Source organism: Pseudomonas sp. Z1-14, assembly GCF_051132005.1.
GTDB lineage: Bacteria > Pseudomonadota > Gammaproteobacteria > Pseudomonadales > Pseudomonadaceae > Aquipseudomonas.
Genome location: NZ_CP071646.1, coordinates 2564435 through 2578592, shown reverse-complemented (window position 1 = coordinate 2578592; position 14158 = coordinate 2564435). Strand labels below are relative to the sequence as shown.

Annotated in this window: 12 protein-coding genes; 6 read left to right on the top strand and 6 right to left on the bottom strand. The window is 62.0% G+C overall.

The genetic code is table 11. The annotated features are described in order from the left end of the window. Positions 1-155: 155 nt before the first annotated feature. From J3P89_RS11780 to J3P89_RS11770, 3 genes are all read right to left on the bottom strand, one after another. Complete coding sequence (locus J3P89_RS11780; protein ID WP_305500837.1) at positions 156-1340, bottom strand: porin; 1185 nt, start codon at positions 1338-1340, stop codon at positions 156-158. Between the two features lie 367 nt (positions 1341-1707). Beyond that, positions 1708-2982 (bottom strand): glucarate dehydratase family protein, encoded by a 1275-nt coding sequence (locus tag J3P89_RS11775; protein ID WP_434573996.1) that lies wholly within the window; start codon positions 2980-2982, stop codon positions 1708-1710. Further along, on the bottom strand, positions 2979-4286 hold the full coding sequence (locus J3P89_RS11770; RefSeq protein WP_434697978.1) for an MFS transporter: 1308 nt from the start codon (positions 4284-4286) through the stop codon (positions 2979-2981). The genes J3P89_RS11775 and J3P89_RS11770 overlap by 4 nt, the downstream gene beginning before the upstream one ends. A gap of 202 nt (positions 4287-4488) precedes the next feature. On the opposite strand from J3P89_RS11770, the gene J3P89_RS11765 reads away from it, so the two are divergent. Both J3P89_RS11765 and J3P89_RS11760 read left to right on the top strand, forming a co-directional pair. Next, on the top strand, positions 4489-5385 hold the full coding sequence (locus J3P89_RS11765; RefSeq protein WP_434697612.1) for a LysR substrate-binding domain-containing protein: 897 nt from the start codon (positions 4489-4491) through the stop codon (positions 5383-5385). 110 nt (positions 5386-5495) lie between these two features. Beyond that, positions 5496-5927 (top strand): nuclear transport factor 2 family protein, encoded by a 432-nt coding sequence (locus tag J3P89_RS11760; RefSeq protein ID WP_305500832.1) that lies wholly within the window; start codon positions 5496-5498, stop codon positions 5925-5927. A gap of 94 nt (positions 5928-6021) precedes the next feature. Here the strand turns inward: J3P89_RS11760 and J3P89_RS11755 are convergent, their stop codons facing one another. Further along, positions 6022-6945 carry a LysR family transcriptional regulator gene (locus tag J3P89_RS11755; RefSeq protein WP_434697611.1) on the bottom strand — a complete coding sequence of 308 codons (924 nt, stop codon included), beginning with the start codon at positions 6943-6945 and terminating at the stop codon, positions 6022-6024. Between the two features lie 123 nt (positions 6946-7068). On the opposite strand from J3P89_RS11755, the gene J3P89_RS11750 reads away from it, so the two are divergent. Then, on the top strand, positions 7069-7275 hold the full coding sequence (locus J3P89_RS11750; protein WP_030140737.1) for a tautomerase family protein: 207 nt from the start codon (positions 7069-7071) through the stop codon (positions 7273-7275). A 324-nt stretch (positions 7276-7599) separates the two neighbouring features. Continuing rightward, on the top strand, positions 7600-8334 hold the full coding sequence (locus J3P89_RS11745; RefSeq protein WP_434672035.1) for an SDR family NAD(P)-dependent oxidoreductase: 735 nt from the start codon (positions 7600-7602) through the stop codon (positions 8332-8334). A gap of 48 nt (positions 8335-8382) precedes the next feature. Here the strand turns inward: J3P89_RS11745 and J3P89_RS11740 are convergent, their stop codons facing one another. Further along, a complete protein-coding gene (locus J3P89_RS11740) occupies positions 8383-10524 on the bottom strand; it encodes a TonB-dependent siderophore receptor (RefSeq protein WP_434697610.1) in 2142 nt (713 codons plus the stop codon). A gap of 77 nt (positions 10525-10601) precedes the next feature. Further along, a complete protein-coding gene (locus J3P89_RS11735; protein WP_434697609.1) occupies positions 10602-12014 on the bottom strand; it encodes a PLP-dependent aminotransferase family protein in 1413 nt (470 codons plus the stop codon). A gap of 132 nt (positions 12015-12146) precedes the next feature. On the opposite strand from J3P89_RS11735, the gene J3P89_RS11730 reads away from it, so the two are divergent. Next, on the top strand, positions 12147-13313 hold the full coding sequence (locus J3P89_RS11730) for an MFS transporter (RefSeq protein ID WP_434697608.1): 1167 nt from the start codon (positions 12147-12149) through the stop codon (positions 13311-13313). Positions 13314-13393: 80 nt separating this feature from the next. Further along, positions 13394-14065, top strand: coding sequence for a GntR family transcriptional regulator (locus tag J3P89_RS11725; protein ID WP_434697607.1), 672 nt, complete (start codon positions 13394-13396; stop codon positions 14063-14065). The last annotated feature ends 93 nt before the right edge of the window (positions 14066-14158 follow it).

The window sequence follows — 14158 nt, the reverse complement described above, 5'->3', positions numbered from 1 at the left end:
GATTTGTTCGCAACCGTGGCGAGGGAGCTTGCTCCCGCTGGGCTGCGCAGCAGCCCCTTGAACTGGCATTGAGGTATATCAGGCTCATTCAGTCAGATTTTGGGGCTGCTTCGCACCCCAGCGGGAGCAAGCTCCCTCGCCACGCCGGTGCGGCCTTACCAGGTCAGCACGGCCCCCACCGCAAAGGTGTCGGTGTCTTCGTTCTGTGCGCTGGTGTCGTGGCCGTTGATTTCGAACTGGTTGTATTCGGCGACGAGCTTGAGGTTGTCGTTGATGTCATGAAACAGCGCGACACCGCGAGTCTCGTAGTCGGCACCGCTGCCGACCACTCCGTTGCCGTCGTCCTCGGTCTTGCCGTAGGACAGCGCCAGGCGATTCTTGCCGAGCTTGTAGGAACCCTGCAGCAGATAACCCTTGCTGTCGACGTTGCGCAGCGTGGCCTCGCCGGCGTTATTGGTGAAAAACGGGTTGATGCCCTTGGCCTGGAACCCTGAGCCGGTGAGCGAGAGCCCGCCCATCTTCGCTTGCACGCCATAACCCAGGCCTTTGGAGGTGACCGATTCGACATTGGTATCGGTGTTATCCGAGGTCTGGTAGCTGCCGTTCAGCCAGCTGTAAATCTTCGCGCCGCCGAGATCGAACTGGTAGGTGACCTCGCTCTCGGTACGCGGGTTTTCCTGGTAGGCCTTGCCGGTGGCGCTGCTGTCGTTGGTGTCCACCGGGTCCATGATGCCCACCGCCACACGCAACCCGTCCATCACCGGAGTGCGATAGGTGATCTGCGAAGTCGGGAACGGGTATGGGTAGCCGCTGCCGATATTGCCGAACGACACCCCGCCGCCATCCACCAGGCCGAGGGTGTCGCTGACCTGGCCGTAACCGGCGAGCAACTCATCAAGCAAGATGTTGGAACGGGCAAACAGGCCGAAGTCCTTGCCGATCAGCACCTCGCCCCACTCCGGATTGGCGACGGTGCCGTAGAACTGCCGCACGTCGATGGCGGTGTCGGTGCCGTTGGTTTCGCTGTCGTTGATGGTCACCCAGAATGAGGCGCGGGCGCCGAGCTTGAGGTCATCGACCTGCTTGCCCATGTTGAAGCCCAGGTAATTGGGCAAAAAGCCCATCTTGACCCGCGACTGGCGTCGGTCGAACTGCTCCCCGGCCCGGTCCACGTCGCTGTTGACATAGAAGGCGTTGATATAGCCGTCGGTGGAAAAAGTGGTCTGGTCCTTGTCGTACAGCATGATTTCGGCTTGCGCCCAGGGCGTCAGGCCCAGGCTCGACAGGCCGGCGATGACCGCAGGCAAAAAACGCAGGCAGGTATTCTTATTGTTGTGCATGGCGCGCTCCGCAACAGGGGACGGGATGTCGGAGGCGATTATCGAAAGGCACCCGGGCGGGTCATACGCTGCCTTGGAGGGGATTACCGGCTGCTTTGGCAGCGCCGGCCCGGCGCGGCAGTTTGGGTGTACGACGGCGAGGCTGGCGGGCGCGGTACTTTGGGTGGGGGCCGCTGGGTGGTCTGGGAGATCAGTTCATTGGGCAATGGTACCGAGTTGTCTGGTCTAGGGGCTGCTACGCCGCCCAGCGGGAGCAAGCTCCCTCGCCACGGGATTGCTTCCGTCCTCAAGATTGAAGCCATACCCAGCTCTTGTGGCGAGGGAGCTTGCTCCCGCTGGCCTGCGCAGCAGGCCCCCTTGGGAAGTATTAGAACCGCGGTTTGACCGTGGTCCAGTCCGGCCGGTAGCGCCGCATCTGCCGCACATCGTCGCGCTGGCGAATGCCGCAACTGAGGAACTGCTCATGCAGCTTGCCCAGTTGATCGCGGTCCAGCTCCAGGCCAAGGCCCGGCGCCCGGGTGATCTTCACGCAACCGTCGACAAATGCCAGCTTGCCGCCCTTGATGACTTCTTCATCCGGTTCCTGCCAGGGGTAATGGGTATCGCAGGCGTAATCCAGGTTCGGCACCGAAGCCGCCACGTGGGCCATGGCCATGAGGCTGATGCCCAGGTGCGAGTTGGAGTGCATCGACACGCCCAGACCAAAGGTCTCGCACATCTTCGCGAGCATCTGGGTATCGCGCAGCCCGCCCCAGTAATGGTGGTCGGCCAGGACAATCTGCACGCTGTCCTGCGCCACGCTGCGGCGGAACTCGTCGAAGTCGGTGACCACCATGTTGGTCGCCAGCGGCAGGCCCGTGCGCTTGTGCAGCGCGGCCATCCCTTCGAGCCCGGGCGTGGGGTCCTCGTAATATTGCAGGTCATCACCGAGCAGCTCGGCCATGCGGATAGAGGTCTCCAGCGACCAGTTGCCATTGGGATCGATGCGCAGCGGCAATCCCGGAAAAGCCTGTTTCAAGGCCTTGATGCAGGCCACTTCATGCTCCGGCTCCAATGCCCCGGCCTTGAGCTTGATGCTCTTGAAACCGTACTCCTCGATCATCCGTCGGGCCTGGGCGACGATCTGCTGCTCATTCAGCGCTTCGCCCCAACTGTCTGCGGGGTACGGTGAATCGATGTGCTCGGCGTATTTGAAAAACAGGTAGGCGCTGAACGGCACTTCGTCGCGGATCGCACCGCCCAGCAAATCCACCAGCGGCACATTCAGGTAATGCGCCTGCAAGTCCAGGCAAGCGACTTCGAAAGCGGAATAGGCATTGCTCACCGCCTTGCTCGCATGGGAGCCCGGCGCCAGTTCCGCCCCGGCGACGCTCGCCGGTTTGTGGGCAGCCACGGTGGCCTGGACGATAGCGCGCAACTGGTTGAGATTGAACGGATCGAGGCCGATCAACTGGCTCTGTACCTGCTGCTGGATCGCCAGGGCCGGCGCATCACCGTAGCTCTCGCCGAGGCCGATGTAACCGTTGTCGCTTTCGATCTCGATGATCGAGCGCAGCGCGAACGGCTCATGAATGCCGCTGGCGTTGAGCAAAGGTGGATCGCGAAAAGCGATGGGGGTCACGGTAACGCGTTTGATCTTCATGCAGCGGCTCCCGATGGGCCAGGTTTCAGGGCTTGAGATTTGTTCAGCAGGTCAGCTTCGACCGAGTGTTCAGGCTGGCCGGACAGCGCGTCAGGTTTGCCGCGCCCCGGTTGGGTCCGGGCGAAAAAGATCACCACGGCGGCAACCAGCGAGGTGATCGCCAACCCATACAGGCCGCCTTCGATGGAACCGGTGGTCTGTTCCAGGAACCCGAAGGCCGTCGGGGCGACGAAGCCGCCGAGGTTGCCGATGGAATTGATCAAGGCAATCACCGCCGCCGCGATGCGGGCGTCGAGATAGCCTTGGGGGATCGGCCAGAACAGCGCCGAGGCGGCCTTGAAGCCGATGGCCGCGAAACAGATGGCGACGAAGGCGAAGATCGGCCCGCCGGTGGTGGACATGAACATGCCGAACGCGGCGATCACCAGCGTCACCGCGACCCAGGCCTGCTGGAACTTCCACTTGCCGGCCAGGGCAGCGAAGCCGTACATCGCGACGATGGAGATGATCCACGGAATCGAGTTGAGCAAGCCGACCTGGAAATCCCCCAGGTTGCCCATTTTCTTGATCATGCTCGGCAGCCAGAACGTGGCGCCATAAATGGTCAGGGCGATGGAAAAATAGATGAAGCAGAACAGCGCGATCTGCCGGTCGGCGAGCAATTTGAACATTGAAGGCTTGATGACCTGGGCGGCTTCCCGCGCCCGCTGCTCTTCGGCGATGGCGGCGATCAACACGGTTTTTTCTTCAGCGGTCAGCCATTTGGCCTGGCTGGGGTGCGATTGCAGCCAGAACCAGACAAACCCGCACAGCACGATGGACGCGCCCCCTTCGATCAGGAACATCCATTGCCAGCCATGCAGGCCCAGCCCGCTGATGTGCAGCAAGGCGCCGGATACCGGCCCGGAAATCACCGAGGCGATCGCCGAACCGCTGAGGAAGATCGCCATCGCCTTGCCGCGCTCGTTGGACGGCAACCATTGGGTGAAGTAATAGATGATGCCGGGGAAGAAGCCCGCCTCCGCCGCGCCCAGAATGAAGCGCAACACATAAAAACTGGTTTCGCCACGCACGAACGCCATGGCCATGGCCGCCGCGCCCCAGGTGAACATGATGCGCGTCAGCCAGGCCCGGGCGCCGTAGCGCTGCAAGAGCATGTTGGACGGCACCTCGAACAGCGCGTAGCCGATGAAGAACAGCCCGGCACCGAGGCCATAGGCTGCAGCGCCAATGCCCAGGTCGGTTTCCAGGTGGCTGCGGACGAAGCCGATGTTGACGCGGTCGATGTAGTTGACGATGAACATCACCACCACCAACGGCAGGACGTGACGTTTGACCTTGGCCGCGGCGGTGGCCAGGGTCGAGTCCGATACGTGATTCAAGGGTGCCTCCCAATCTTGTTTTTGTGGGGCTTTCTGCTTTTGCGAGGAGCGGATTGATGATGGACGCGAGGGATTGTTCCCGTCTAATCTAACTTGGCACTTGATTGATACCGGGATTGAATCAATGTTTGAACTGGCCCAACTGCGCTGCTTCACCACAGTGGCAACCGAACTGAATTTCCGCAGGGCCGCCGAACGCCTGAACATGACCCAGCCGCCCTTGAGTCGACAGATCCAGTTGCTGGAGCATCACCTCGGCGTCGAGCTGTTTACCCGCAGCACCCGCAGCGTCGCCCTCACCGCAGCCGGCCGGGCATTTTTCATCGAAGCGCAGAACCTGCTGCAACAGGCGCAACAAGCCGCCGAGGCCGCCAAGCGTTTTGCCCAGGGCGATATCGGCTCGGTCACCATCAGCTTCGTCGGCAGCGCGGTGTATGAATTCCTGCCCAAAGTCATTGCCGAGGCGCGGCTCAAACAGCCACAGGTCAAGATCGTTCTCGCGGAGATGAACACCTACCAGCAGCACGAAGCCTTGCGCGCCCGGCGCATCGACCTCGGCATTGTTCGTTCGCCGTTGCTGGAAACCGGCTACGCGACCGAATGCCTGGTACGCGAGCCGTTCGTCCTGGCCGTGCCGGCCGGCCATCCGCTGGCCAGCGCCGAGTCTGTCAGCGTGCAGGATCTGGACGGACAACCGCTCCTCATGTACTCCCACTCCGCCTATCCACCCTTCAACGAACTGCTCACCGGCATGCTGCGCTCGGCCCGCGTCGCCCCACAGTTCGTGCAATGGCTCGGTTCATCGCTGACCATCCTGGCCCTGGTCAACGCCGGCATGGGCGTGGCGCTGGTGCCCCGGTGCGCGACCAGCGTGGTGTTCAAGCAGGTGGTGTTTCGCGAGATCGACCTGGGCGAAGGCGTGCAAAGCGAACTGCATCTGGTGTGGCGGGAGGATAACGACAATCCGGCGTTCACGATGCTGCTGGAGGGGATTCGCGGGGCGGTTCGGGAGGGGTTGTAAGAACATTTGCGGGACCACGTGGCTATTCCAGTCTTTCCTGACAAGTTGTACGATGACCGACGAGAGCTCACGCCTCGTTCCTGCATACCTACAACAACAAGGAAATTCTCATGAAAAAAGCGCTATCGGTCATCGGCTTCCTGTGCCTGTTCAGCGGCTACGCCGCAGCCGCCCCCGCCTCGGCTGAAAAAGAGGTTGCCGAAGCGGTCGACCACCTGACCCAGGCCATGCTGCACAAGGACATTCCCCAGCTTCAGGCGCTCGCCGCCGAGAACCTGACTTACGGCCATTCCAGCGGCAACATCCAGGACAAGAAAGCCTTCATCGCCGACATCGAAACCGGCAAAAGCGCGTTCAAGACCCTGGAGATGAAGAATCAGAAAATCACCCTGTCAGGCGATGTGGCCCTGGTGCGCAATCATTTTTCCGCGCAAGCACTCAAGGGCACCGAAGTGATCCCGACGGAAATCGAGAACTTCCAGATCTGGCAGAAGCAGAATGGGAAGTGGCTGCTGATCGGGCGTCAGGCGTTTCGGTTCTGATCGCGGGTAGCGTTATTTGAGGTAATGGTGATCCATCGTGGCGAGGGAGCTTGCTCCCTCTCCACGGGGATCCGGCCAGGCCGAACGCTTGCTTTCAGCCCTCGGCCCATTGCTGCCGATACCCCAACAGAAAATCCACAAACGCCCGCACTCGCTGCGGCACGTAACGGCCGTGGGGGTACAGCAAGGTGAACGGGCGCGAGCGTCCCGCGAACGGCGCCAGCACTTCCGCCAGCTGCCCGTTCGCCAATTCCTTTTCCACGATGAATCTGTAGGTCTGGAACAATCCCGCGCCATGCCTGGCCAGCGTTACGCCGCCCAGCACATCATCGGAACAGCAATACCCGCCCTGCCCGAACACCTCCTTCTCCTTGCCCTCGACATTGAACAGCCAGGAGATACGCCGTCCGCTGCTGGGCAGTTCGAACTGGATGCATTCGTGTAAGTCGAGGTCTTCCAGGGTGAGCGGCGTGCCGGCCCGTTGCAGGTACTCCGGGGACGCAACCACCACCAACCCGGCGTCCTCCAGCAACCGGGCGATCATCGAAGAATCCGGCTGGGCGCGTACCCGTATCGCCAGGTCATAACCTTCGGCAACGAAGTCAATGTTGCGGTTGCTCAGGTGGACATCCACGCTGACCTGCGGGTACAACGCGCGAAATGCCGGCAGCAGCGGCAGGATGCGATGATGACCGTAAGTCGTGGGCACGCTGATGCGCAGTTGCCCGGACGGCACCGTTTGCGCGCCCATCACTTCCTGTTGCGCCTCGACCAGTTGCGTCAACGCCTGGCGACATTGCTCAAAAAAGGTCCGGCCGGCATCGGTCAGCCGGATGCTTCGAGTGGTACGCACGAACAGCCGCGAACCCAGGCGCTCCTCCAGGCGAAAGATTGACCGGCTCACCGCCGCCGGAGTCACCCCGGCCACCTGGGCGGCCGCCGTGAAGCTGCCCGCCTCGGCCGCCAGGCAGAACAATTCGATGCTGCCCAACTGCAAATCTTCGAAATGCCGCTTCATGATTCATTACACCGCGTATCAACAGAAGATTCCCGATGCCTGTTTATCAGCCCGTGACGTATAAATACAGTGGTCATCGATTGCGCGGCATCTGCTGCGCACTTTCCTCAACTGGAGTGCATCATGCCTTTCGTCAATGTTCGTATCACCCGCGACGGCGTTACCCGCGAGCAGAAAGCCCAGGTCATCAGCGAAATCACCGAGACCCTGCAGCGCGTGCTGGGCAAGGACCCGCACCTGACCCATATCGTGATCGAGGAAGTCGACACGGATAACTGGGGTTATGCGGGCATGACGACAACCGAGTATCGAAGCAAGCCCAAGGAATGACGCTTCATCCCTGACGAGCCCGGTCCGAATGACCGGGCTTTTTTCTGCCCACAAATATCCAATTGTGGGAGCGGGCTTGCTCGCGAAAGCGGTGGGTCTGTCAAAGCGATGTTGGATATACCGCCGCCTTCGCGGGCAAGCCCGCTCCCACACAGGCTCGCTCCCACAGGGAAAGTTGCGCCAATCGCAGCCATTGATTACACCAAGTATCAACTCAAGTACCAGAACCCCCATTTATCAAACCCGAGCGCATCAATAACCTGATCTCAACCCCGCCAACCCAGGCGCAGCGGTTCTACCCCAACGTGATCAGGAGTCAACATCATGAGCAATCGGAAAACCGTCATCATCACCGGCGCGTCCAGCGGCATCGGCCTTGGCCTGGTCAAGGCGTTCCTCGCTCGCGGCTATAACGTGGTGGGCAATGCCCGCTCGCAATCGGGCCTGGATGACGCGGCCGGCCAGCTCGGTCACCCGGCGAGCTTCATCGGCGTGGCCGGTGACATTGCCGCCCCGGCAACCTCTACCGCCCTCGTCGGCAAAGCCATCGAAGTCTTCGGCGCGGTGGACGGGCTGGTGAACAACGCCGGGTTCTTCCTGCCAAAACCCTTCATCGAATACAGCCCCCAAGACCTCGAATCGCTGTTGGACACCAACCTCAAGGGGCTCGTCTACGCCAGCCAGGCTGCTGCCGCACACATGATCAGTCGCCGCCAGGGTTTCATCATCAACATCTCCGCCTCGGTGGCCCTGCAACCGAACATCCAGGTGCCGGCAGCGCTGCCTGTGCTGATCAAGGGCGGTGTCAACCAGATGACCCGTGCCCTGGCGCTCGAACTGTCGCCGCACAACATCAAGGTCAACGCGGTAGCGCCAGGCATAATCGACACGCCGATGCATGACCCGGCCAATCGTGACTTCCTCAACAACCTGGCCCCGGCCGGTCGGGTAGGCACCATCGACGAGATTGCCGAAGCGGTCCTGTACCTGGCGGGTGCCGATTTCACCACCGGCGCGATCCTGCCGGTGGACGGTGGGATGAGCACCGGCAAGTGGTGAAAAAAAACCCGAAGGCAAAACCTTCGGGTTTTTCGTCCGGCCTTTTGTTTACATCGTGTAGGAAATACCTGCCTGCACGGTGCGCGGCGCGCCCGGATAGGCGTACACACCACCAAACGCGCCCTCCTCGTAATCCGCATCGAACAGGTTCTTGAGGTCCAGATTGAGGCGAATGCGCTCGTTGACCTTGTAGTAGCCGAGCAGGTCAACCACCGTGTAATCGTCCATGGTGAAGGTGGTGGCCGCGGTGTTGCCGGCCCGCTCGTCGACGTACCTGGCGCCCAGGCCAAGGCCCAGTCCCTTGAGGCCGCCGTCCTGGAACTCGTAGACGTTCAACAGGCTGAAGGAGTTCTTCGGCACGTTGAGCAAGCGCGTACCCGTGGGGATGTTGACGTCCTTGGTCACTTCGGCATCCACATAGGCGTAGCCGCCAATCACGCGCCACTCCGGCGTCAGGTTGCCCGCCACGTTCAGGTCGAAACCACGGCTGCGCACCTCGCCGGCCGCCACGCTGAAGGTCGAATCCAGCGGATCGGGCGTCAGCACGTTGCGTTTTTCGATCTGGTATATCGCCGCATCGACGCTCAACTGTCGATCCAGCGCCTCCCATTTGATGCCCATTTCGTAAGACTTGCCTTCCTCCGGCTTGAACCCGCCCCCTTCGCGGCTGGCGCCGTTGTTGGGTTTGAACGAACGGGCGGTGTTGGCATAGACGGCGACCGTGTCGGTCAGGTCATAGATCACGCCCAGGCGTGGGGTGACGGCGTTGTCGGTGACGTCCCAGTTGCGGCTGCCGGGACGCGCCTGGGGAACGAAGGTTTCGTACTCATGCTCGAACCGCTCGAAACGCGCACCGGCCAGCACCTTGAGACGCTCGGTCAACGCCACCTGGTCCTGGATGAAAAAGCCGAAGGTCTTGAGGTTTTCCTGGTCATTGGTGGGCGTGCGGGTCAACGCCGGGCGCGGCTGCCCATACACCGGATCGAAGATGTTGATCGGATACGCACCGGCTCCGGCAGCAGAGCGCTGGATGATCGACTTATAGTCGTACTCTTCATACTCGACGCCGGTCAACAGCGTGTGCTCGAACCCGCCGGTGGAGAAATGCCCGGTGAGATTGAGCTGGGTATCGCGGTCAGTCCATTCCAGCTTGCGATAGTTGAAGTTGCGCCCCAGGGTCCGCCCGTCAGCACCGATGCCGTTGGCTTCGACGGCGTTGCCCTGCAACGTGCCGTCGAGCCACTGGGTGCCGCCGGCGAGGGTCCAGTCGTCGTTGAGCATGTGTTCGAAACGCACCTGCAGCATGCTGTTGTCGTTGTGCAGCTTGCCGGCGTCTTTCTCACCGAAGAAGGTATCGCGGGACGCCGTGCCGCGCTGGCCGGGATAACGGGTCAAGCCACGGTCCAGCGGATGATTGTTGCGCATGAAATCGCCTTCGAACGTCAGGCGCGTGGTGTCGTTGACCTGCCAGGTGACCACCGGGGCGATGCCATAACGCTCGGTCTCGACGTGATCGCGAAACGTATCGCCGCCCTCGCCGATCACGTTCAGGCGATAAGCCAGGCGCCCTTCTTCATCCAGCGGCCCCGACGCATCCAGGGTGCCGCGACGCATGCCCTGGTCAGTGACCTGGCTGCCCAGGGTCACCGTACGCTCGGCCAGCGGTTGCTTGGATACGATATTGAACGTGCCACCCGGGTCGCCACGGCCATAGAGCATCGTCGCCGGGCCGCGCAGTACCTCCAGCCGCTCGATGGTGTTGGCATCCGGCATGTTCGGATAGCCGCGGTTGATCGGAAAACCGTTGCGGTAGAACTCGCCCGTGGTAAAGCCGCGCACCGTAAAGGTGGTCAGGCCGTGGCCGCCGAAGTTGTTGGCCCTGCCGACGCCACCGGCATAATCAAGGGCATCCTGAAGACGCGTGGCGCTGAGGTCCTCCACCACATCGCGGGATACGACGGAGATCGATTGTGGGGTTTCATGAATCGCGGTGTCGGTACGCGTGGCACTGGCCGAACGGGTCGCGTGGTAGCCCTTCACCGGCCCCTGCGCGGTCTCGAAGTCCGAGGTGCCGACGATATCGGTGGCTTGCAGCTCCAAAGGCGCCCTGTCCGTCGTGCCGGGTTCTTCTGCCCAGGTGGAAATGGAATAAGCCTGAAGCACACACAGAGAAACGAGTATCCGACGCATCGACACACAATCCTAACGAAAGAACGCCAACCTGGAGGCCGGCAGGAATAGGTCGCGAAAGATACAGCAACTCATTCCTATTTGACATCTATTCCCATTAGCACTGCCGTCCCAACAGTCGATTCCTGTTCTATCTGACGGAAAAAAGCCTGGGCACGAGCGTCCTGGGTAAACGCCACGTTCAGGCGCAACCAGTCACTGACCTCCCCGTTCGGCAGGAACGTCGCCCCTTGGGACAACTGCACCTGTAATTGCTCGGCGATCCTTTGCACACGCGCCGCCGGCACATGCCGAGGTCGCGCCCAGATGAACAGGCCACCCGAGGGCTCGGCAAACACTTCCCAAAGGGCCGGCTCAAGCTGGCGCAACGTGCTTGCCATCTGCTTGTTCAAACGCAGGCGCAAGCGCTGGATCAACTTGCGATAAGCGCCGTTGGCCAACAGCGTCGCCACGACGTTTTCCGCCAGCAATGAACAGCCGATGCCGGTCACCATCTTGATTTCAGCCAGGCGGTTGATGATTTCCGGCTGGGCCACTACGTAGCCAACGCGCAATGAACTGGACAAGGTCTTGGAAAAACTCGCCAGGTAGATCACCCGGTCCAGGGCGTCGAGGGAAGCCAGGCGTGAGGTCGGACCGTTCTGGAAGTCGGCGTAGATGTCGTCCTCGATAATGCGAAAGTCATGCAGCGTCGCCAGTTGCAGCAGGCGATAAGCAACGCTCGGCGCCAGGCTGGTGCCGGTGGGGTTCTGGTACATGCTGTTGACGAAGAAGTACTTCGGTTCATGCGCGCCGAGCAAGCGCTCCAGGCTCGCAACGTCCGGGCCCTGCGCGGTCCTTGGCACCGCCAACGTCTTGACCCCGTGCAGCTTCAACAGGTTGAACAGGTTGTAGTAACCGGGGCTTTCCACCAGTACCAGGTCGCCGGGTTTGAGCAACGTGCGCACCAGCAGGTCGAGGCCATGACTGGCGCCCTGGGTCGTGATGATTTGCGCCTGATCGACGTGAATATCGATCAGGCCCAGGCGCTTCTGGATCTGTAGGCGCAGAGGAGCGGAGCCCAGCGGGGGGCTGTAGTTGAACAACGCGTGACTGTCGCAGCGCACCACTTGGCGGATCGCCTGGCCCAGGTCGCTGTCGTCGCGCCAGGCGTCCGGCAGCCAGCCGCACCCCAGCTTGAGTTGGGTCGATGGGTTATCGAACAGTTTCCAGGCGACAGCCTCCTCGGCCTCCGGGGCCAACGCCTCGGGGCGGCGTTGCGCCACGAAAAACCCTGACCCATGCCGGGATTCCAGTACACCGCTGGCGACCAGTTGGTCGTAGGCCTTGATCACGCTCGACAGGCTCAAGCCATTTTCCGTCGCCAGTTGGCGAATCGAAGGCATGCGGGCGCCAGGGCGAATGCCGTGGGCGTTTATCCAGTCGCTGACGCTGGCGACGAGTTGCCGGACCAGGGACCCCGTAGCGTTGCGATTGATGTTCAGGTCCATGACACGGGCTCTCTGCAAGTGTTCTTGAATTTCGCGCAAACAGTTAAACATAAAAGGCGTCCGTCTGTTCCTTGTTTGCCTGCGGGACGGCCGCGATAGTTCGCCGAGACTCCGCACCCTCAAGGAACGCTCTTGAACGCATCGCAACGACACTCATGGGGCCTGGCATTCGGACTGTGCCTGATCACCCTGGCGGTCAATCTCCAGGCGCCGCTGTACACCACCTATGCGCAGCTTTCCGGCTACGGAGCCGGCGCCACGGCGGTGGCGTTCTCCGGTTATGTGCTGGGGGTGTTGCCGGTGCTGCTGGCCTTCGGCGGCTTGGCCGACCGGGTGGGCCGCAAACCGTTGATCATCGCGGCGCTTGCCCTGTCGATGCTGGCGACGCTGGTCACCGTGTTCTGGCCCAACCTGATCGCCCTGGGTGTGGCGCGCCTGATGATGGGGGTCGGGACCGGGCTGGCCTCGGCGACCGCGACCGCCTATATGACGGAACTGCTGGCAACCGCCGACAGCCGTTCACCGGCCAACCGGGTCACGGCGAGCACCTCCCTGGGTTTTGGCCTGGGCGCGGCGCTGACCAGCCTGTTTCTGTTCGTCTGTCCCAGCGTTACCCCTGGCAGTTTCTGGCTGCAATTGGTGCTGGCTGGCCTGGCGCTGATCGTCGTCTGGCGACTGCCCGACCCCGCGGTGCGAATCGAGCAGGCGCCGCTGCTGCGCCTGCCGCTGTTTCCCGCCGGGAGCCTGCCCTACAGCTTTTCCATGCTGCTGGCCTGGGCCACTTCCGGGCTGGTGATTGCGATCCTGCCGTCGGTGCTCGCCAGCCACGATTTGCAGCGTTGGTCGGGATTGTCGACGTTTACCGTCATCAGCTGCGGCCTGCTCTTCCAGCCCTGGGTGCGACGCATGCAGCCGGCCAGAGCCACCGGCTTGGGCTTGTTGGTCTTGACGTTGAGCTATGCATTGCTCGCCTGGGGCGCGAGCATCGGCTCCCTGGCCGCGGTGCTGTTCGGGGCCCTGGGCGCCAGCAGTGCGTGCTACGGCTTTTTGTACCTCGGCGGGTTGTCGGCCGTGACCGCCATGGCCGGTGCGCAGAAAGCCCGGGTCAGCGCCGGTTTTTTCCTGTTCGCCTACGTCGGGTTCAGCATCCCGGTGGTGGTGACCGGGTTGCTGGCCGATCGTTTCGGCGCTGACATGGCGCTGCTGGTGTTCGGCCTGGCACTGCTGGCGGGGGCAGCGGTCACCGGGTTGCTGATCGTTCGCAGCGAAGCTTTCATCGCTCAGCCATGCCATGGCTGATCTCGCCACACCAGCGCTCGACATCGCCGCAGGCAAAGTCGTATACCATATCCCCAAATCAGCCCGAACGACCTGCCGCCGTGACATTATCCAAGTTCAACCTGCCCGACCTGGGCAACACCCCTTCCACTTCGGAAATCATCACCCGTCACCTGCGCGATGCCATTGTGGCCGGGCATTTTGCCGAAGACGAGCCGATTCGCCAGGACGACATCGCCCGGCAGTTCAATGTCAGCAAAATCCCCGTACGCGAGGCCCTCAAGCGCCTGGAGGCCGAAGGCCTGGTGATGTTCCAGCGCAACCGCGGGGCAATGGTCACGCGGATTTCCGAAGCGGAACTGGCGCAGATGTTCGAGGTGCGGATGCTGCTCGAAGACAAGGTCCTGCGCCTGGCCATTCCCAACATGACCGAAGCGACCTTTGCCCGCGCCGACAGCATCTGTCGCGAGTTCATCGGCGAAGATGACGTCGGCCGCTGGGCCGAGCTCAACTGGCAACTGCACTCCTGCCTTTACGAACCGGCGCAACGGCCGTTCATGGTCGGGCTGATCCGCTCGGTCCACGACAAGCTGGAACGTTATCTGCGCATGCAGATGAGCCTGTCGGCGGGCAAGGAGCGCGCCGACCACGAGCACCGGGAAATACTCGACGCCTGCCGGGCCGGTGATGTCGAACGCGCGGTGAAGCTGCTGGACGAACACATCGCCGGAGTCTGCCAGACACTGTTCGAATTCCTGCCGTCGAGCCGATGATGCCTTCGCGCTGTGCCGATTTCGTCACGAGCGACAGATAAAACCCTCAAGCCGCCACCCCCCGGCGCGGGCCACGCTTGCGTTCACTCACCT

Bases quoted from the DNA above. Each gene is read 5' to 3' on its own strand.
- J3P89_RS11780 (WP_305500837.1), bottom strand. From the start codon at position 1,340: ATGCACAACAATAAGAATACCTGCCTGCGTTTTTTGCCTGCGGTCATC.
- J3P89_RS11775 (WP_434573996.1), bottom strand. From the start codon at position 2,982: ATGAAGATCAAACGCGTTACCGTGACCCCCATCGCTTTTCGCGATCCA.
- J3P89_RS11770 (WP_434697978.1), bottom strand. From the start codon at position 4,286: ATGTTCATCGTCAACTACATCGACCGCGTCAACATCGGCTTCGTCCGC.
- J3P89_RS11765 (WP_434697612.1), top strand. From the start codon at position 4,489: ATGTTTGAACTGGCCCAACTGCGCTGCTTCACCACAGTGGCAACCGAA.
- J3P89_RS11760 (WP_305500832.1), top strand. From the start codon at position 5,496: ATGAAAAAAGCGCTATCGGTCATCGGCTTCCTGTGCCTGTTCAGCGGC.
- J3P89_RS11755 (WP_434697611.1), bottom strand. From the start codon at position 6,945: ATGAAGCGGCATTTCGAAGATTTGCAGTTGGGCAGCATCGAATTGTTC.
- J3P89_RS11750 (WP_030140737.1), top strand. From the start codon at position 7,069: ATGCCTTTCGTCAATGTTCGTATCACCCGCGACGGCGTTACCCGCGAG.
- J3P89_RS11745 (WP_434672035.1), top strand. From the start codon at position 7,600: ATGAGCAATCGGAAAACCGTCATCATCACCGGCGCGTCCAGCGGCATC.
- J3P89_RS11740 (WP_434697610.1), bottom strand. From the start codon at position 10,524: ATGCGTCGGATACTCGTTTCTCTGTGTGTGCTTCAGGCTTATTCCATT.
- J3P89_RS11735 (WP_434697609.1), bottom strand. From the start codon at position 12,014: ATGGACCTGAACATCAATCGCAACGCTACGGGGTCCCTGGTCCGGCAA.